The 19,129-nt window shown below is 74.0% G+C and carries 17 protein-coding genes; 8 read left to right on the forward strand and 9 right to left on the reverse strand.

What is annotated here, in order from left to right; all coding sequences use genetic code 11:
- Positions 1-64 precede the first annotated feature (64 nt).
- Positions 65-442 (forward strand): amidase family protein, encoded by a 378-nt coding sequence (locus tag IH48_RS37405; protein ID WP_199809993.1) that lies wholly within the window; start codon positions 65-67, stop codon positions 440-442.
- A 55-nt stretch (positions 443-497) separates the two neighbouring features.
- On the forward strand, positions 498-1,340 hold the full coding sequence (locus IH48_RS0123940) for an amidase family protein (protein WP_078850001.1): 843 nt from the start codon (positions 498-500) through the stop codon (positions 1,338-1,340).
- Positions 1,341-1,359: 19 nt separating this feature from the next.
- Here the strand turns inward: IH48_RS0123940 and IH48_RS0123945 are convergent, their stop codons facing one another.
- Complete coding sequence (locus tag IH48_RS0123945) at positions 1,360-2,397, reverse strand: LacI family DNA-binding transcriptional regulator (RefSeq protein ID WP_030908313.1); 1,038 nt, start codon at positions 2,395-2,397, stop codon at positions 1,360-1,362.
- Between the two features lie 324 nt (positions 2,398-2,721).
- Between IH48_RS0123945 and IH48_RS0123950 the strand changes: the two genes are divergently transcribed.
- The 4 genes from IH48_RS0123950 (at position 2,722) to IH48_RS0123965 (ending at position 7,753) form a co-directional block, all read left to right on the forward strand.
- Entirely contained in the window at positions 2,722-4,056 is a 1,335-nt protein-coding gene (locus tag IH48_RS0123950) for an ABC transporter substrate-binding protein (protein ID WP_030908317.1), read from the forward strand.
- 215 nt (positions 4,057-4,271) lie between these two features.
- Positions 4,272-5,270 (forward strand): carbohydrate ABC transporter permease, encoded by a 999-nt coding sequence (locus IH48_RS0123955; RefSeq protein WP_030908320.1) that lies wholly within the window; start codon positions 4,272-4,274, stop codon positions 5,268-5,270.
- 14 nt (positions 5,271-5,284) lie between these two features.
- Complete coding sequence (locus tag IH48_RS0123960) at positions 5,285-6,163, forward strand: carbohydrate ABC transporter permease (protein ID WP_051840464.1); 879 nt, start codon at positions 5,285-5,287, stop codon at positions 6,161-6,163.
- A 102-nt stretch (positions 6,164-6,265) separates the two neighbouring features.
- On the forward strand, positions 6,266-7,753 hold the full coding sequence (locus IH48_RS0123965; RefSeq protein WP_030908326.1) for a GH1 family beta-glucosidase: 1,488 nt from the start codon (positions 6,266-6,268) through the stop codon (positions 7,751-7,753).
- Positions 7,754-7,986: 233 nt separating this feature from the next.
- Here the strand turns inward: IH48_RS0123965 and IH48_RS0123970 are convergent, their stop codons facing one another.
- Both IH48_RS0123970 and IH48_RS0123975 read right to left on the reverse strand, forming a co-directional pair.
- Positions 7,987-9,435 (reverse strand): sensor histidine kinase, encoded by a 1,449-nt coding sequence (locus tag IH48_RS0123970; protein ID WP_030908329.1) that lies wholly within the window; start codon positions 9,433-9,435, stop codon positions 7,987-7,989.
- Entirely contained in the window at positions 9,432-10,142 is a 711-nt protein-coding gene (locus IH48_RS0123975; RefSeq protein ID WP_030908331.1) for a response regulator transcription factor, read from the reverse strand. Before IH48_RS0123975 ends, IH48_RS0123970 begins: the two co-directional genes overlap by 4 nt.
- A gap of 73 nt (positions 10,143-10,215) precedes the next feature.
- Here IH48_RS0123975 and IH48_RS0123980 point away from each other — a divergent pair, with 73 nt between their 5' ends.
- Positions 10,216-10,752, forward strand: a complete 537-nt coding sequence (locus IH48_RS0123980) for a hypothetical protein (RefSeq protein ID WP_030908335.1) — start codon at positions 10,216-10,218, stop codon at positions 10,750-10,752.
- A gap of 27 nt (positions 10,753-10,779) precedes the next feature.
- Here IH48_RS0123980 and IH48_RS0123985 read toward each other — a convergent pair whose 3' ends face one another.
- On the reverse strand, positions 10,780-11,670 hold the full coding sequence (locus tag IH48_RS0123985) for a fused MFS/spermidine synthase (RefSeq protein ID WP_030908339.1): 891 nt from the start codon (positions 11,668-11,670) through the stop codon (positions 10,780-10,782).
- Between the two features lie 49 nt (positions 11,671-11,719).
- On the reverse strand, positions 11,720-12,199 hold the full coding sequence (locus IH48_RS0123990) for a hypothetical protein (protein WP_420705536.1): 480 nt from the start codon (positions 12,197-12,199) through the stop codon (positions 11,720-11,722).
- Between the two features lie 250 nt (positions 12,200-12,449).
- On the opposite strand from IH48_RS0123990, the gene IH48_RS0123995 reads away from it, so the two are divergent.
- Positions 12,450-13,838, forward strand: coding sequence for a hypothetical protein (locus IH48_RS0123995; RefSeq protein WP_030908344.1), 1,389 nt, complete (start codon positions 12,450-12,452; stop codon positions 13,836-13,838).
- Positions 13,839-13,851: 13 nt separating this feature from the next.
- On the opposite strand, the gene IH48_RS0124000 is transcribed toward IH48_RS0123995, so the two are convergent.
- From IH48_RS0124000 to IH48_RS35215, 4 genes are read right to left on the reverse strand one after another with little or no spacing between them, the layout of a single operon-like run.
- Positions 13,852-15,219 (reverse strand): AAA domain-containing protein, encoded by a 1,368-nt coding sequence (locus IH48_RS0124000; protein WP_051840466.1) that lies wholly within the window; start codon positions 15,217-15,219, stop codon positions 13,852-13,854.
- Positions 15,220-15,259: 40 nt separating this feature from the next.
- Positions 15,260-16,855, reverse strand: a complete 1,596-nt coding sequence (locus IH48_RS0124005) for a hypothetical protein (RefSeq protein ID WP_030908353.1) — start codon at positions 16,853-16,855, stop codon at positions 15,260-15,262.
- Positions 16,846-18,291, reverse strand: a complete 1,446-nt coding sequence (locus IH48_RS0124010) for a hypothetical protein (RefSeq protein WP_234434365.1) — start codon at positions 18,289-18,291, stop codon at positions 16,846-16,848. The genes IH48_RS0124005 and IH48_RS0124010 overlap by 10 nt, the downstream gene beginning before the upstream one ends.
- Complete coding sequence (locus IH48_RS35215) at positions 18,173-19,120, reverse strand: phosphatase PAP2 family protein (protein WP_037843085.1); 948 nt, start codon at positions 19,118-19,120, stop codon at positions 18,173-18,175. Before IH48_RS35215 ends, IH48_RS0124010 begins: the two co-directional genes overlap by 119 nt.
- Between the last annotated feature and the right edge of the window lie 9 nt (positions 19,121-19,129).

Raw genomic sequence — 19,129 nt, forward strand, 5'->3', positions numbered from 1 at the left:
GTCCGTGGCAGCATGGCGCCCATCGACCGACGGTCTGGAGGCTCGGCGCGTGGATGTGGCGGCAGTGGCACGACAGACGGCGGAGGCGATCGAGCGGCTGGATCCCGGGATCGAGGCGTTCGTCGCCGAACCGGACCGGCGCGGACGCCTGGCGCGTGAGGCCGGGGAGCTCGATGCGCGCTCCGGTGACCGCTCCCCCGGCTCGCCGGTGCGGCCTTCGCTGCACGGTGTGCCGGTGGGCGTGAAGGACATCGTGCGGGTCGATGGACTCGACACGCGGGCGGGGTCGGCGCTGCCGCCCGAGGCGCTCGCGGGCAGGCAGGCCGCGCTCGTCGACAGGCTGAGAAGCTGTTGTCTTACCCAGTGTGGGATCAGGTCGAGGGGGCTGGTGCTGTCAGATCCAAGGCGGAGGAGGGAGTCGACGCGGAGCGTCGGCGACTGACGACAACGCCGGAGATGGCTGTGCCAGGCGGTCGGCCGCCGCGGTGGCGGCCGGCATGGTTCCGCTCGCCGTGGGCACGCAGACCGTGGGCTCGGTGATCCGGCCCGCGGCGTACTGCGGAGTGGCCGGTTTCAAGCCGACGTTCGGGAGGATCCCGGTCGACGGTGTGATCGCGAACGCTCCCAGCTTCGACACGGTCGGCGTCTTCGCACCGGACGTGGCGGGCGTGGAGCGGGCGGCGGCCGTCCTGTGCGACGGCTGGCAGGACGGGCCGCCACCGGCGCGCGTGCCCGTGCTGGGGATCCCCCGGGGCCCCTACCTGGAGCGTGCGGACGCGGACGCGCTGGCCGCGTTCGGCCAACACGTCCAGCGGCTGCGGGAGTCGGGCTACGTGGTGCTCGACGTGCCGGTGATGGCGGACTTCGAGCGCGTGGTGGCACAGCTGTTCACGATGAACCGCTACGAAGTGGCGCGTACACACGCCGAGTGGTACGCCCGCTACGGCCGGTTGTACCGGCCGGAGACCGCGAAGGCCATCGAGGAGGGCCGCGCCGTGACCCGCGACGCGTACGAGCGTGCCCGCGGCGAACGGGCGGAGTTCCGCGCGCGACTGGCGCTCGCCATGGACGCCGCCGGCGTCGACGTGTGGATCGCTCCGTCGGCCACGGGACCCGCGCCGCGCTCCCTCGCCACCACGGGGAGTTCCGTGATGTGCCTGCCCTGGAGCCACGCGGGCCTGCCGTCGCTGACCGTGCCCGCTGGAGCCGCGCCGTGCGGCCTCCCGCTCGGGCTTCAGTGCGTGGCACGGCAGGGTGCGGACGAGCAACTGCTCCACTGGGCAGGCGCCTTGGCGACGGTGTCCGCGACGGGCGCCACGGGCGCGCAGGCCCGCTCCTGACGCCGGCGGCCCGCCCGCGTCAGGAGGACTCGCGTACCACCAGCTCCGTCGCCAGCGCCACGTGGCGGTGCGGCAGGCCAGGGTCGGCGATCTCGTCGAGCAGCATCCGGGTCATCGTGCGGCCCATCTCCTCGATGGGCTGGCGCACGCTCGTCATCGGCGGGTCCGTGTGGCGGGCCACGATCGAGTCGTCGAAGCCGACGACCGCGACGTCCTCCGGCACCCGCCGGCCCGCCTCGCGCAGCACCTGCATCGCCCCGGCCGCCATCACGTCGGACGCCGCGAACACCGCGTCCACGTCCGGCCTGCGCTCCAGCAGCGCCCGCATGGCGCGGATGCCGCCCTCCTCCGTGAAGTCCGCCTGCGCGACGAGCGAGGTGTCGGGCGGCTCGGCGCCCAGCGCCTTCCTGTGGCCGTCGAGGCGGGCACGCGCGGCCTCCATGTCCAGGGGCCCCGTGATCGTGGCGATCGCCCGCCGGCCGCGGCCGAGCAGGTGCTCGACTGCGGCACGCGCACCCGACTCGTTGTCCGCGTGGACGTAGCTCAGCGGCTCGCGGTCGGAGCGCCTGCCGCCGAGCACCGCCGGCATGTCGATCGTCTCCAGCAGGTTCGGCAGCGGGTCGTCACGGTGCACGGAGACGAGCAGCACGCCGTCCACCCGCTGCGCCGAGAGGTAGGTGGCCAGGCGTTCGCGCTCCTTCGCGGTCCGCACGAGGATCAGCAGGAGCTGCATGTCCGTGTCGGCGAGGCCGGCCGTCACGCCCCGGATGGTGTCCGAGAAGTACGGTTCCGCGACGAGGCGCGTCTCGGCCTCGGGTATCACCAGCGCCACCGAGTCCGTTCGACTTGTGACGAGAGTGCGCGCCGCCCTGTTCGGCACGTACCCCAGCTCGGCGATCGCCTTCTGCACCGCCGCGCGCGCCTTGGCGCTCACCCCCTGCGAACCGTTGACCACGCGGGACACGGTGCCTCTGCCGACCCCGGCGCGCGCCGCGACGGCCTCCAGGGTCGGGCGTGTTGAACCCCTGGACGCCGGGCTCTTCGCGACTCGACTCATCGTTCACCTTCCAGCTCGGCGCCGGGCTCTGCGTGAGCCTCGCGCGGACGGGGCCGCCCCATTGTGGCCGATGCCTCCCGGACATGGTCCACCACGTACGTGCGGGTACCACCCCGCTCGTAAGGACACGCTCCGGCAACGGAAGCGACTTCAAGTATTGACACTGCGCCCCTTTTGGCGTGAGTCTTCGAGCAGCACCGGATTGGGAGCGCTCCCAGTCACCGTACGCCGGTTCGCCACGCGCCGGCCCGCCGCCGGCCCCGTGCCGGCCTCCGCCGGGGTCACCCCGGACAAGTCCTCCTCCCCGGAACAAGGAGTAGTGGAATGCGCATCACCCGCACCGTCAGCAGCCGCCGAGGCAGAAGGAGCGCCGTGGTCGTCGCGACCTCGGTCCTCACCGCCTCCGCGCTGCTGCTGACGGGTTGCAGCAGCGACAACGGCAGCGGGGACTCGAGCTCCGACTCGGCGAACGGGCAGATCACGCTCACCGTCGCGGACTACGGGCAGTTCGGCTACAAGGAGGCCGGCCTGTTCGCCAAGTACCACAAGCTCCACCCGAACATCACGGTGAAGGAGAACGTCACCGCGAACGAGGCCGACTACTACCCGAAGCTGCTTCAGGAGCTGAACTCGGGCAGCGGTCTCGGCGACGTCACGGGCATCGAGGTCGGGCGCATCAAGGAGGTCGTCAGCACGAAGGCGGACTCCTTCGTCGACCTCAGCAAGACCATCAACCCGTCCGACTGGGTGTCGTGGAAGGAGGCACAGGCCACGACGGACGGCGGACAGGTCATCGGCGCGGGCACGGACATCGGCCCGATGTCGCTGTGCTACAACCGCGAGCTGTTCCAGAAGGCCGGCCTGCCCACGGACCGCGACCAGGTCGCGAAGCTCGTCGCCGGCGGCTGGGACGACTACCTCAAGCTGGGCGAGAAGTACAAGAAGAACGCGCCCAGCGGCACGTACTTCATGGACTCGGCGAGCGCCATGTACAACGCCGTCGTCAGCTCAAGCACGAAGCAGTACTACGACAAGGACGGCAAGCCGGTCTACAAGAGCAGCCCCAGCGTGAAGAAGGGCTGGAACCTGGCGGCGAAGGCCGCGAAGGAGAAGCTCACGCAGGGGCTGCCGCAGTTCGACCCCGCGTGGCAGACGGCCCTGCGCAAGGGCACCATGGCGACGGTGGTGTGCCCGGCGTGGATGGCCGCGCAGATCGCCACGTACGCGGGCCCGAGCTACAAGGGCAAGTGGGACATCGCCAAGGCGCCCGGCACCACGGCCGCGAACTGGGGAGGCTCGTTCCTCGCGGTGCCGAAGGCCGGCAAGCACACGAAGGAGGCCGCGGCGCTCGTCAAGTGGCTGACCTCGCCGGCGCAGCAGGCCGCGGTGTTCAAGGCGGCCGGCCTCTTCCCGTCCAACAAGGGCGCCTACAGCCTGCCTGACGTGCAGAACGGGAAGCTCCCGTACTTCAACAACGCCCCGATCGGCAAGATCTACGCGCAGGAGGCGGCGTCCATCCCGGTGGCCGTGATCGGCGCGAAGGACGCCGACATCAAGGACGCGATCTCCAAGCAGATCAACAACATGGAGCAGCGCGGCACCAAGCCGGCCGACGCCTGGTCGGCGGCGACGGACAAGATCGACAAGATCATCGGCTGACGACCGGGGGCCGGGTCCCGCGGCTGCCCGGGGCTGCCTCCCCGACCGGCCGCCGGGGCCCGGCCCGGCCCCGGCGGCCCTGGCCCTCTCCCGGCTCCGCGACGGCGCCGGGACGCGGTCGCCGCGGCGGCCGCCACCAGGCCGCTCCCCCGGCCCCGGCGGCCGCCTCGGCGCGACCGGCCCACCCACACCCCCGAAGGACAAGGACTCCGACCGTGGCCACCTCGACACCCACCCGGGACGCGCAGATCCCGCCGCCCCGCCGGCCCGCTCCCCCGCGCGCGGCAGCAGGCCGCGGGACATGGCGCAGCCGGCTGTGGCGGTTCGACGACAAGGCATCGCCGTACGCGTACATCGCGCCGTTCTTCCTCGTCTTCGGCGCCTTCGGCCTCTTCCCCCTCGTCTACACCGGCTGGATCGCCCTGCACCACGTCGAGATGACGGGGCTCGACCAGATGACCTGGGTGGGCTGGGGCAACTTCGACACCATCCTGCACGACTCCGAGTTCTGGACCTCGGTCGCCAACACCTTCATCATCGGGGTCATCTCGACCGTCCCCCAGCTCCTGATGGCGCTGGGGCTCGCCCACCTCCTCAACTACAAGCTGCGGGCGAGCACGTTCTTCCGGACGCTCATCCTCACCCCGTACGCCACGTCGGTGGCGTCGGCCGCGCTCGTCTTCGCGCTCGTCTTCCGCGCCGACGGCGGCATCCTCAACTGGGTGCTGCACTTCATCGGTCTCGGCCACACCAACTGGGCCAACGGCCAGTGGACCTCCAAGATCGCGATCTCCGCCATCGTCATCTGGCGCTGGACCGGCTACAACACACTGATCTACCTCGCCGCCATGCAGGCCGTGCCCACCGACCTCTACGAGGCCGCCGCGATCGACGGCGCGTCCCGCTGGCAGCAGTTCCGCAAGGTGACGATCCCGTCCCTGCGGCCCACGATCCTGTTCACCATCGTGATCTCCACGATCGGCGCCATGCAGCTGTTCGGTGAACCGCTGCTGCTCGAGGGCGGCTCCAACGGCGCCACCGGCGGCAACCAGAACCAGTACGAGACGCTCAGCGTGTACCTCTACCACTACGGCTGGGGACTCGGGCACCTGGGACCCGCCGCGGCGGTCGCCTGGGCCATGCTCGCCCTGTTGCTGATCATCGCCGGCATCAACCTGCTCGTCGGCCGTCTCGTTCGCAAGTCCGCCGCCTGAGGGAGTCCTCCGCCATGACCACCACAAGCCCCGCCGCCCGCACCGCACGCGGCCGGCTCCGTGTCGGCGCGGGACGCCAACTGCACGCCGGCCCCGTCACGTACGTCGTCCTCGTCATCGCCGGGATCCTCTCGATCCTGCCGCTGTACTGGACGCTCGTCGCGGCCTCGCACACGCAGAACGACGTGCTCGCGGCGACCCCGCCACTCATCCCCGGCGGGCGTCTCTTCCACAACCTGTCGGCCGCGTGGCAGCAGGCCCACCTCGGCAAGGCGATCCTCAACACCATCGTGGTGTCCGGCTGCATCACCGCGGCCACCCTTTTCTTCTGCACCCTGGCGGGCTACTCGTTCGCCAAGATGCGCTTCCGCGGCAGGAACTGGCTGATGACCGCCGTCATCGCCACCCTCACGATCCCGCCGCAGCTCAGCGTCGTGCCGCTGTTCATGATGATGTCCGACATCGGCTGGGGCGGGCACCTGGAGTCGGTGATCTTCCCGACGCTGGTGTCCGCGTTCGGTGTGTTCTTCATGCGGCAGTACCTGCTCGAAGCGCTGCCGTACGAGCTGATCGAGGCGGCCAAGGTCGACGGCGCCAACAACTTCCGCATCGTGTACAGCATCGTCCTGCCGGTCGCCAGGCCCGCGATGATGGTGCTCGGCATGCTGACGTTCGTCCAGGCGTGGAACGACTTCTTCTGGCCGTACCTCGCGCTCAACCAGCAGAACCCCACCCTCCAGGTCGCGCTCGGCCAGCTGAGCGCGTCGTACACGCCCGACCAGTCCATCGTGATGGCCGGCGCCCTGATCAGCGCCCTGCCGCTGCTCGTCGTCTTCGTGCTCTTCGGCAAGCAGATCGTCGGCGGCATCATGTCCGGCGCCGTCAAGGGATGACCGGACGGCCGCCGGTGACAGGCCGTCATCGGCGGCCGCACTCCGCCCGCCCCCGCCTCGCACCCCCCGTCCCGACCAGCCTCGCATGGGAGCGCTCCCGACATGACCGCACTGCAACCGGAGACCGGTGTCCGTCCCCGCACCGCCACGGCCGCCGCCGGAGACACCGCCGCAACGGCGCCCTTCCCCACCGGATTCGCCTGGGGCGCGGCAACCGCCGCCTACCAGGTGGAGGGCGCGGCCACCGAGGACGGCCGCACACCGTCCATCTGGGACACCTTCGCCCACACCCCGGGCCGGGTACGCAACGGCGACACCGGCGACATCGCCGCCGACCACTACCACCGCTTCCGCGACGACATCGCGCTGATGCGCGAACTCGGCCTGACCGCCTACCGGTTCTCCGTCTCCTGGACGCGCGTGCAGCCCACGGGGCGCGGCCCCGCCGTCGAGCGCGGCCTCGACTTCTACCGCCGCCTGACGGACGAGCTGCTGGCCGCGGGCATCACGCCCGTCGCCACCCTCTACCACTGGGACCTGCCGCAGGACCTGGAGGACGCGGGCGGCTGGCCGACCCGTACCACCGCTGAGCGCTTCGCCGACTACGCCGCCATCATGGCGGGGGCGATCGGCGACCGGGTGCCGATGTGGACCACGATGAACGAGCCGTGGTGCTCGGCGTTCCTCGGCTACGGCTCGGGCGTGCACGCGCCTGGCCGCACCGACCCGACCGCCTCGCTGCGCGCCGCGCACCACCTCAACCTGGCCCACGGCAGGGCCGTCGAGGTGCTGCGCGACACGCTGCCCTCGGACGCGCGGCTGTCTCTCACGCTCAACCTGCACCAGGTGCGCCCGCTCACCGGCAGCGCCGCCGACGCGGAGGCGGCGCGCAGGATCGACGCCGTCGGCAACCGCGTCTTCACCGGGCCCGTGCTGGACGGCGCCTACCCGCAGGACCTGCTCGCGGACACCGCACGCGTCGTGGACTGGGGGGAGTTGGTGCGTGACGGGGACCTCGCCGCCATCTCGCGCCCCATCGACCTGCTCGGCGTGAACTACTACACACCGACCGTCGTCTCCGCGCCCGAGGCCTCGGACACCGGCCGCGAGCGCTTCCACGGCGGACACGGCGCGAGTGACCACTCGCCGTGGACGGGCTCGGAGGACGTCGTCTTCCACCTTCCGGAGAACCTCGGCCGCACGGCGATGGACTGGGCGATCGACCCCGACGGCCTGTACGAGCTGCTGGTGGGGCTGCACCGGGAGCACCCGGGCCTGCCGCTGATGGTGACGGAGAACGGCGCGGCCTTCGACGACTACGTCTCGCCCGAGGGACGGGTGGAGGACCCGGAGCGCATCGCCTACCTGCACGGCCATCTGGCCGCGGTGCGCAGGGCGATGGACGCGGGCGCGGACGTACGCGGTTACTTCCTCTGGTCGCTGCTGGACAACTTCGAGTGGGCGTACGGCTATTCGAAGCGCTTCGGCGCGGTGTACGTGGACTATGCGACCCAGCGGCGCATCCCCAAGGCCAGCGCCCACTGGTACGCGGACGTGATCCGCGCGAACGGCCTGCCGGGACCCGCCTGATCCGACGGCCCGGCAGGCGGGGGAAGTTGGCGCCCCGGCCCGGTGGGGGGAAGTAGTCGGGCCGGGGCGCCCGTGGTCGGCCGGTGGGGTCGGCCGACGGACGAGGGGGCCGCCGGGGCCGCCCGCCGGCCGGGCGCACCGCTCACGCTAGCCGTCGCGCTGCGGGCGAACCGGATGTATCGGACGGCCCCCTGTGTCCCTTAGGACTGCGTTAAGGACCGGATCGGAAGGCGTTAAGCGGACGACCGTGTGCGACCGCCGCGGTTTCGCCGATGACCTTTTCGGCTCATGTCGCGCACGCCGCGCAGGCCACCCAGGCCGCGCACGCCGCGCCGGCGGCCGCCCGGCCCCGCGCCGCTGCCCCGGTCCGTCCCGAGGCCGAGCCAGAGCCTGATCTCCGTGCCGCCGAGCACCGAGCGCCCGACCCGCACGTCGCCGCCCGTGGACTCGGCGGCCCTGCGGGCGATGTCGAGGCCGAGGCCCGTGGAGCCGTCGCGGCCACCGCTGTTGCCGCGTGCCAGCGCGGCGCCGGGGTCCTGGATGCCGGGCCCCGCGTCGGAGACCAGCACGATCACCGCGTCACGCGCCCGGTGCACGTCGACCGCGAAGGACGTGCCCTCGGGTGTGTGGCGGAAGACGTTGCCGAGCAGCGCGTCCAGCGCGGCCACAAGATCGGCGCGCGCGACGGGTACGCGCGCGGGCTCGTCCACGCCCGCGACCCGCACGGTGCGGCTCTCGTCCTCGGCGAGCGCCGACCAGAAGTCCATGCGCTCCCGCACGACCTCGCTCGCGTCGCAGCCGGTCACCGCCCTCGTGGCGGCCGTACGCGGCTTCGCCTCGCGCGCCGTCCTGATGACGGTGTCGACCTCGCGCTCCAGCTGGGCGACGGCCTGCCTGGTCTGCTCCGCCGCTGGTCCCTCGCCCAGGGACGCCGCGTTGAGGCGCAGCACCGTCAAGGGCGTGCGCAGCCGGTGCGAGAGGTCCGCCGCGAACTCGCGCTCGGCATCGAGCAGCTGGACGACCTGGTCCGCCATGGCGTTGAACGCGGCGGCCGCCGAGCGCAGTTCAGGCGGCCCCTCCTCGGGCACGCGCGCGCCCAGCGCACCCTCGCCGAGCGCCTGGGCCGCGCCCGCGAGCCGCCTGGCGGGCTGCACCGTGCGGCGGCCGAGCCGGTCGGCGAAGGCCACGGAGCCCGCCACGAGCGCGCAGCCCACCCCGGCGAGCACCAGCCACGCCGTGGCCACACCCCGGGTGACGTCGGCCTCAGGCACGTAGACCTCCACGACCGCGGTGACGCCCGTGGACAGCGCGGTCGGCTGGAGCAGGGCGAACCCGCCGCGCACCGGGGAGATGGAGGCACGGCCCACCCGTTCGACGGTGCGGACGTCGCCCGCCGCGGCCCTGCCCGTGCCGAGTTCGAAGCCTGACATCCCGCGCGCGCCGGGCACGTGGACGGCCATGCGGCCGTCGGACCCGGCCTGCGTGGAGAGCACGGCGCGCTCCAGCCTGTCCCGGTCGGTGGTGATGGCGAGGGCGGGCCCGAGGGTCGCCGCCTGCCGCTCCGCGTTGGTGAACACGCGATCCCTGGCCATCTCCCTGACGACGAGGCCGAGCGGTACGGCGAACGCGAGCACCACCATCACGCTCACCGCGAGCACCACCTTGACCAGTGCCCACCTCATCGGGCGGCGGCACCCGGCAGCGGCGGTTCCAGCTTCACGCCGACCCCGCGCAGCGTGTGCAGGTAGCGCGGCCGTGCCGCGGTCTCCCCGAGCTTGCGCCGCAGCCACGACAGGTGGACGTCGATGGTCTGGTCGTCGCCGTAGGACTGCTGCCACACCTCGGCCAGCAGCTCCCTGCGCGCCACCACGACGCCCGGTCGCCCCGCGAGGAAGGCGAGGAGGTCGAACTCGCGTCGCGTGAGGTCGAGTTCGGTGCCGTCCAGGGTCGCGCGGCGGCGCAACGGGTCGACGCGGAGGCCGCCCACCTCGACGGCACTGTCCTGCGGCGCCTCGCCCGCCGGCGAGACGCGGGAGCGGCGCAGCACGGCCGCCATGCGGGCGGCCAGCACCTCCACCGAGAACGGCTTGGTGAGGTAGTCGTCGGCGCCCGCGTTCAGCAGCCGGACGATCTCCGCCTCGTCGTCGCGCGCGGTGGCGACGATCACCGGCACCTCGGTGATGCCGCGCAGCATCTTGAGCGCCTCGGATCCGTCCAGGTCGGGCAGGCCGAGGTCGAGGACGACGACATCGAACGTGAAGTGCGCGACCTCGCGCAGGGCTTCGAGCGCGGTGCCCACGCTGCGCACGGTGTGGGCCGCCTCGGTCAGGTGCCGGATCAGCGCGGACCGCACAAACTGGTCGTCCTCGACCACGAGCACTCGTGCCATGGCCCGCACCGTACGCCATCGGTACGCCGTCCGGGTGAGACAGGTGGTACGCGGGTGGTGCACCATGTCGGTGATGCGCCAGGCACTCGTCCCCGTCGTCGCGTGGTCGCTCGCCACGGGCGCGGCGGTCACGCTGTCGTGGTGGGGCGTGCACTCCGTGATGGCCGGCACCGCATACGATCCGCCGCGCGCCGTGCCGATCGCCGCGGGCGCCACGTCGCCCGCGCCGTCACCGCCGCCACTCGTCCCGGCGACGCGGCGGCCGCGCTCCCCGTCGGCCACGCCCTCCGGCTCGCACGCCCCGGACCGCCACGCGTCCGGCCCGTCGCGCAAGCCGTCGCCCTCCTCGTCGGCGGCCTCCCCCTCGGCGACGGGCATGCGGGCCTCGGGCACGGTGAAGAGCTACGAGATCGCGGGCGGCCGGGCGGTCTTCGACGTCGGCGCGGACTCGGCGTCGCTGGTGTCGGCGACGCCCGACGCGGGGTGGCGGATGCAGACGTGGGCGCAGCCCGAGTGGGTGCGCGTGACGTTCACGAAGGGACAGCGGGAGTCGTCGGTGTTCTACACCTGGAACGGCCATGCGCCGGCGGTGGCGTTCGACAGCCGGTAGCCCGGCCGCCCGGGTTCTGTCGGTACTTCAGTCGAACGTGCCGGGCGGCGGCACGGGCGACGGCTTCGCGTCCGCGTCCCGTACGACCGCGGCGCCACCGGTGAAGTCCGCGAGGTCGCGTCCGTGTTCGACCCGTCCCGCGTGCGGGTCCGTCGCGACGCGGCGCGTCAGCTCGGCGACCGGCAGGGCGGCGTCCGAGGCGAACAGCACCGCGTTGCCGAAGCGCCTGCCCCGCAGGACGGCCGGGTCGGCGGCGAGCGCGAGGTGCGCGAACGCCGAGGCCGCCGTGGCGATCTGGCCGCGCAGGTGGGCGAGCGGCGGCCCGTCCGCCACGTTCGCCGCGTACCAGCCGCCCGGCGCGAGCACGCGCCGCACCTCGGCCAGGAACTCGGCCGAGGTGAGGTGGGCCGGAGTGCGGGCGCCGGAGAAGACGTCCGCGATCACGAGGTCGGCCCAGCCGTCCCTGATTTTCGCGAGCCCTTCGCGGGCGTCGGCCGTGCGCACCTTGACGCGGGCGGCGGGGTCGAGCGGAAGGTGGGCCCTGACGAAGGCGACGAGCACGCCGTCGGCCTCGATCACCTGCTGGGTCGACCTGGGTCTGGTCGCGGCGACGTAGCGGGCCAGGGTGAAGGCGCCGCCGCCGAGGTGCAGCACGCGCAGCGGCTGCCGCGCGGGGGCGAGCAGGTCCACGGCGTGGCCGAGCCTGCGCTGGTAGGCGAAGTCCAGGTGGCCGGGTTCGGCGAGGTCGACGTGCGACTGGGGCGCGCGGTCGAGCAGCAGCGTCCAGGCGTGAGGGCGTTCGCGGTCGGGCACGAGTTCGGCCGTGCCGCCGCCGACGCTCTCCCTCGCGGGCGGGGCGTCCCTGTCGAGCGGGTCACCCTTGGACGGGCGGCTCGCCCTGCGTGCATTCCTGGCCACGGCCTCATTATCGCGGAGGCGGAGGCCCCGGTCGGCCGTGGCTGCCGCCTCAGCTGTGACTGTCGGCCGCCTCGATGGTGCGCGCGGCCTCGTCGAGCGCCTGGCGCAACCGTGCGGGGTCGGTGACGGGACCGTCGGTGGCCCCGGGCGGCAGCAGCCAGCCCGCGCCGACGGCGGGCGGCTCGGACGGCAGGCGCAGCCCGCGCCCGTCGGTCCCGGTGCAGGCGCTGCCCGGCACGTCCCACGCCGCCGCGGTGCCGGGCGGCACGAGGAAGCCGACCGTGTCGCAGGGGCCGTCGTGGAGGACGGGACCGACCGCGGGGTCCTCGCCGCGGCGCAGGATGTCCACGGCTTCGAGGCCCCGGCGCACGGGGACCGTCACGAGGTCGGGGGCCTGTTCCGCGGTGGAGCCGCCTCGGCCCGGAAGGCCCGGCCACCGTGCTCCGCTCGTGCCGGCGGCGCACGCCGCGCCGGTGTCCTGCCCCGGCCGCCGGCCGGTCGTCGTGTGCGGCCCATGGCTGGCTTCCATGCCGACCTCCACCTCCACCTCGAACAAGGCAGACCCTCCTCGTCGAATCGCCGAGTCGTCGAGCGAGACACATCGCACGCCTACGGGGGGTTCAACGCACCGGAGCGTCAACAGCTACGGCGGCATGCCGCCGCAAAGGATGGCACTTCATGGCAGATCCCGGGTGAGATATCCCGTTTGTTGCCAAACGCTGTGTGGGCGGCCCGTCACAGCGGGTACGTTTTTGCCCCGCGCGAAGAGAGGCTCGGCCATGGCTACGTCACCGGCAGTCCCCAACGCCGCCTTCCGGCGGATGCGGGGCTCGCGCTCTCCCCGGGAGTTCGCGGCGGCGGTGCGCAGAGCGGCCCGGGACATCGGCGAGCAGGTGGCCTGCGACGCGCGTTACGTGGGGCGTGTGGAGTCGGGCGAGATCCGCTGCCCCAACTACGCCTACGAACGGGTGTTCCTGCACATGTTCCCCGGCAAGTCCCTGGCCGACCTGGGCTTCTTCGCGCGCGAGACGGTACGGGGCAGGGGCGCGGCCGCCCGCACCGCGTCCCGCGACGCGGGCGGCTCCCCCGGCGCCGGCGGGCCCGAGGAAGAGGAAGGCGACATGCTGCGTCGGGCGTTCATGGCGAGCGGCAGCGCCGGTGTGGCGTGCGTGACCCTGGGAGTCCCCGGCCCCCGCGACGGCGCACGCGCGGGCGGCCAGGCCGGCGGCCGCATCGGCGGCCGTATCGGCGAGCCCGAGGTGCGCGCCGTCGAGGAGGAGGTGCGCAGGATCCGCCTGCTGGACGACCGGCACGGCGCGGACGGGCTCTTCCGGCGCGCCACGGAACCACTGCGCGCCGCATACGCGCTGCTCGACTCGGGCCATGTGGCGCAGCGCGCGCTGTCGGACCGGCTGCACGCGGGCGCCGGCGAACTGTCCGTCTCCGTCGGCTGGCTGGCGCACGACTCGGGCCGCTTCGACCAGGCGAGGTCCCACTACGCGGAGGCCTTGGCCACCGCGCGCGTCGGCGACGACGCGGCGCTTGAGGCTCACGCGTTCTGCAACATGTCGTTCCTCGCCCACGACGCCGGCAGCCACCGCGAGGCGGTACGCGCCGCGCAGGCGGGCCGCAGGGCCGCGCAGCGGCTGGGGTCTCCGCGCCTGCTCGCGCTGCTCTCGATGCGGGAGGCGGCGGGACGGGCGGGGCTCGGCGACCGGAGCGCGACCGCGAGCTGCCTCGCGCGGGCGCACGCCTTCTTCGAACGCGGCACGTGCGACGACGACCCCGAGTGGATGTCCTTCTTCGGCGCGCCCGAACTGGCCTGGCAGGAGGCCCGCTGCCACGCGGCCCTCGGCGACTGGCCGAGGGCGGCGCGCCACGCGTACCGGGCGACGGCGATCCAGGACGGGCACTTCGCACGCAACCTGGCGCTCTACCGCGTGGAGCTCGCGATGGCGCTTGCGCACTCGGGGTCGCCGGACGAGGCGGCCGCGGCGGGCCACGCGGCGCTCGACCTGCTCGACGGGGCCTGCGCGTCCGGCGTCCGCTCGTCCCGCGTCCAGGGGATAGTGACGACGACGGCACGGGTGCTGCTGCCGCAGCGGCGCGTGCGCGGCGTGGGCGACTTCCTCACGCGCTCGGGCGCGGGCACGGGCCGCCCGGTCTGACGGCCGTCCGGCGCTACGGCGCGGGGACCCGGTGCTCCCTCAGATGCGCGAGCACCGCGTGGTTGGCCTCCCAGCCGTCCGGGAACTTGATGCTCACACCGAGCTGCACGGGCTCCGTCGAGGGATGGTCGTCGAGCAGCTCGGCCACGCCCTCGCGGCACACCACCACGCACGCGTGCCGGTGGCGGGAGGTGAGGACGCACAGGCGGCCCGTCTCCAGGTGGAACGCCGTGGCGTCGGGGCGGCCCGACAGCGGGTGCAGGACGACCGTCACGTCGAACTCCCGCCCCTGGAGGCGGTTGGCCGTGTCCACGGCGACGCCCGTCACGCCGAGCTCCGCGAGCGCCGCGCGCACGGCCGCCGCCTGGTCGCGGTGCGCCGTCCCCACGGCGACGCGGTCGGCCGTCACCGGCACGGGCTCATCAGCGCGTTCGCTCGTCGCCACGCAACCGCGGTCCAGCAGCCTGCGCACCACGCCCGCGACCGCGTGCACCGCCTCTGGGTCGGTGCGCGGGGTGCGGCGGGCGGGCAGTTCGAGCAGGCCCCAGCCGGACGCGGCCGCCTCGTCGAGCACCCGGTCGGTGCCCGATCCGTCCGACGCGACGCCGAACGCGAGGGTGCGCTCGCCCGCGCCGGTGCCGCTGCGGAACGGCGTGTACGGGTAGAACGCGTCCGACACCAGGGGCGCCGCCGAGGCGGACAGCCGCCACGACACCGGCAGCCGGTGCTGCGGCAGCTCCGGATTGTGCGCGAGCAGCGTGGACACCGCGCTCGCCGACGGGTCGTACGAGAGGCCCGCCCACTGCTCGGCGCCGACGACGCTGAACGGGTCGAGCTGGCCCGGGTCTCCGACGAACAGCGCACGCTCGAACAGCCCGGCGACGGCGAGCAGCGCGTCCGAACGCATCTGGTAGGCCTCGTCGACGATCGCGTGGCCCCAGGGCTCGACTCCTTGCACATGCGCCCACTTCGCGGCCGTCGAGACGACGACGTCGAGGCCCGCCAGGTCGGCGGCGCGCGACGACTTCCGCACGTGTTCAAGGGCATCGAGGGCCGGGTCGTAGGCGTCGGGGTCGCTGCTGTGCAGCCGTCCGACCGGCAGCTCGGGGTCCTTCTCCGCGAGGCGCAGCACCAGGTCGTCGACCTGGGCGTTGGTCTGCGCGACCACCATCAGCGGCCGCCCCGCGGCGGCCAGTTCGCGAGCGGCGCGCACGACGAGCGTGGACTTGCCGGCACCCGGCGGGGAGTCCACGACCACGCCGCGTGCGGCGCCGTGCAGGGTGTCGTGGAGGATGGCGCCGGTGGCGCGCGCGGCAGCGGCGGCGGGGTCGGTGGCGGCGATCGCGCCCGCGGTGGAGGTGGTGGCGGCGGGGCCCGTCATCGCGATGTCCTGTGCGAACGGGCGGGCGAAGCCGGACGGTTCACAAGAAGTCCTCCTCGGTCACCCGGTCGGGTTCTGGGAGCGCCGGGCGCGCGGCCGTTTCGGGCGGGCCGCCGTGCGTCCAGGGCGTCTCCTCCGGGTCCGGCAGCTTCGGGCCGCCGCGCACGTCGTGCTCGAACAGCGTCCACGCGATCACGTCGCCCTTCTCCGGCACCGATCCCTCGGCCGGCACCTTGGCCCTGCCCATGCGGTCCGTGATCCGCAGCACGACCTCGTCCGCCTCGTACCGTACGAACAGCGCCGTCTGCGGTTTGCCGCCGAGCGAGCGGTACACCTTCGCGCGCTCCGCGAGGCGGGGCCCGTCGTCGCTGCGCACCGTCACCAGCGGGCGTGGCGCAGGGCGTTTGCCCTCGCTGTACTCGAGGACGACGTCCGTCACCTCGCCGACGAACGCCTGGCCCGCCAGCCGGTGCGCGGCGAGTACCAGCGGGTCGTCCAGCGCCTCGGCGGCTTCGAGGCGCGTCTGCGCCGCCTCGCGCGAGGCGAGTTTCCGCGTGGCCGTCACCGCGTCGTCCCGGCGCGGCTGCGGCGGCTCGCCCGCGCGCACCCGGTCCCGGTGCCCGGTGTACGACCAGCGGTCCCCCGTCCACCGCTCCTCGACGCGCGCGCCCGGCGGGAGTTGGCGCAGCAGGTCGACGCCGCGCCACACCGCGTCCCACGTGGGCCGCAGCACGTCGGCGAGCAGCGCGCGGATGTCGCGCTCCGCGGCCGACGCCCTGGCGAGCTGCTCCTCCGCGTACGTGCCGTCCTCGGCGGCGGCGAGCTGCCGGCGCGCCGTGTCGTAGCGGTCGACGGCGGGCGCGAGCAGCCTGTTGTCGAACGCCGGGTCGGTCGCCGGGCCGGCCGGCGGGCACAGCAGTTGCCCGCGCGCGTCCCTGCCCGTCTCGGCGCGCAGTGCGGCCTGCGCGCCGGTGAGCCCGTCCGGGGGGTCGATCCACGCGAGCAGGGCGCCCAGGTGCTGGTCCTCCAGGTTGGACTGGCCGCTCGCCCAGTGGCGGCCGAGCAGGTCCGTCATCGCGAGCAGCAGCGCGGAGCCGGGGACGCGGGCGCGCTCGCCGTAGTGCGTCAGCCAGCGGCCGAGCAGCGGCACGCGCGGGGGCGCGGGGTAGGGCGCGTCCGGGTCGTCCTCCGCCGTGCGGCGGAACCGCATGGACCGGCCGAGCAGACGCACGAAGTCGATGCCAGGCCTGCTGGGCACGATCAGCTGCGGCGCGTCGGCGCACAGCTCGGTCTCGACCTTGACGCGCTTGCCCGTCTCCGGGTCGGTCTCGGTGCGCTCGGCCGCCTCCACGTCGTCCGCGTATGCCTCCAGGACGGGCAGCACGGCGTCCGCGAGCTCGGCGAGGAACGCGAAGCGCAGGTCGCGGTCGCGCGGCTGCGCCACCGTCAGCAGCCGGGGCGCGTCCCTGTCCGTGCCGACGAGCGCGCCGAGCGGCGCGCCGGCCTCGCCCGCCGTGGTCAGCGGCACGAGGACGAGGGGCCGGTCACCGAGGTGGCGGTGGCGCACGGTCGCGAGCGGCTCGGCGCGGCCGCCGGCGACCGCTTCGAGCCTGGCCAGCGTGGAGATCAGCGACACGGGGCGGCCCCCTTCGCGCCGGGCGGCGCCTCGCCGGGCTCCTGCTCCACGCCCGGAGCCTCGCGCGCGCCGTGCCGCCCGCCGGGCCCCTCGCCCGCGCGGTCCCCCATGCCGGACGCCTGCTCCACGCCAGCAGCCTCGCGCGGGACGTCCTCCCCGGGAGCCTCGCGCGCGCCTCCCGCCTCAGCGGCGCCTGCCGCCGCACGCGCCCCGGCCGCCGTGCCCGCTCGCGCCTCCGCGCGCAAAGCGCCCGCCATGTCCTGAAGGGCCTCCGTGCGCAGTACGGCCGCCCTGCGCAGCGCGGCCACCGCCGGATCCGACGCGTCACCCGCCTCGCCGTGCGCGGCCGCGAGCACCTCGCCGACGGTGGTCAGGCCGCCCAGCTCGCCCCGCACGCTCCGGCCGAGCGATTCGACCGCACCCAGGGTGCGTGCCCTGGCCCTGCAGTGGAACGCCAGCTCGCAGGCGGCGAGGCAGTCGGGCGCGTAGGCGGCGGGCACCGACTCCACCGCCGCCGTCAAGTGCTCGCCGTCGCGCGCCGACACGTCGAACGTGGTGCCCTCGGGCAGCGCGGCCGCAATGTCCTCGACGCGCGCGAGCCGCGCCAGCTGGCGGCTCGTGACGGCCCGCTGCTTGCGCACGTCGACGACGGAGGCCGTCGGCAGGTTCGAGAAGTCCTTCGGGCACACCAGCAGTACACGGTCGCCGACGCTCGCGCCGTCCGTGCACTCGGCGATCCGCTCAAGCGCCAGCACGTACACGGCCGACTGGCGCGCCGCGCCGCCGACCTTCGACGCGTCGGCCGAGCCGTCGAGCATCGGGAACGACTTGATCTCCACGACCGTCCAGCGACCCTGCGGGCCGACCACCACCGCGTCCGGCTCCAGGTAGGCGGGCGAGCCCGCCACGTCGAGTGCGAGCAGCGGGTGGTCGAGCAGCGTCCAGCCGCCGTCGCGCGTGGCCTCGCGCAGCGCCAGCGCCGTACGCGCCACGCGCCCCTCGGGGCCCGCCGCGGAGAGGTCGGGCACGCGTGCGCTCTCGTCCGCCGCCGCGCCGGCGGTGCCCAAGTGCTCCTTGACCAGCCGCAGCAACTCCTGCCCGCCGTCGGCCTTCACGCGCGCCTCGAACGCGTTGCCCCGGGCGAAGGCGAACTGCGACTGGCCGAAGGGCGCGGGCGAGCCCAGGGCCTGGGCGAGCGCGCCCTTGTCGACGCCCGCGCCGTCGAGCAGCGCGCGCCGCCTGCACCCGGGGTTCGCGGCGAGCGCGGCCAGCGCCCTCGCGTCCAGCGGGCGCGCGGGCACCTCGGGGCCGCGCAGCTCAGCGAGCCGCTGCCGTAGTGCCGCCCGCTTCGGCGCCGGCGCCGCGCCGTGCGGCGCCTCGTCTCGCGCCTGCGGAGGAACCGCCGGCGCGCGTCCGCTGCTTTGGGAATCGCTCACCCGCGGAAGTCTCGCACCCACCGCTGACAATCGTGGTGCCCCGGGGCGCGGACGCCGCCGGCTGGCCGCCGAGCACACGGTTCATGGCCCCGCGCAGCGGCTCCGCGAGCAGCATCCCCACGACCATGACCGCGACGCCCGCGACGGCGTCCAGCAGGTAGTGGTTCGCGGTGCCCACGACGACGAGCGTGATGACGGCCGGATAGGCGACGCCGAGCCACCGCACGAACGGCGTACGCGCGTGCCGCCACAGCAGCACACCGCACCACAGCGCCCATCCGACGTGCAGGCTCGGCATCGCCGCGTACTGGTTGGTCATGTCGCCGAAGCCGCGCGGTGCGCTCGCCTGGCCTCCCCACCACCCGTAGGAGCTGAAGTGGGCCATCGTGTCGGCGAACCCCTCGGCCGGGCCGAGCAGGCGCGGCGGCGCCGTGGGCAGCAGGGTGAAGCCGACGAGGCCGATCATCGTGGAGAGCATCAGCCACGTGCGAGCCCTGCGGTAGTGGGCCGGCCTGCGGCGGTAGAGCCAGAGCAGGACGGCCGGGGTGACGAGGTAGTGCAGGGACGCGTAGGCGAAGTCCGCGGGGACGCCGAGCACCGCCGAGTGGGTGAAGGCCCGGTTGAGCGCGCGTTCCGGGTCGATGTGCAGGTGCTGTTCGAAGCCGAGTATCGCGAGGCCGTGGTGGACGGCCCCGGGTATGTCGCCGCGCACGAGGAGGCGTCCCACCGAGTACGCGATGTACAACACGGCGAGCAGCAGTATCTCGGCCCACCACCGCGGCCTGACGCGTCCCCCGGTGGTGGCGGTGGGGCGCGCTGTGTACTGCATACGGACGTC

The organism is Streptomyces sp. NRRL F-5126, from assembly GCF_000721265.1.
Taxonomy (GTDB): Bacteria; Actinomycetota; Actinomycetes; order Streptomycetales; family Streptomycetaceae; genus Streptomyces.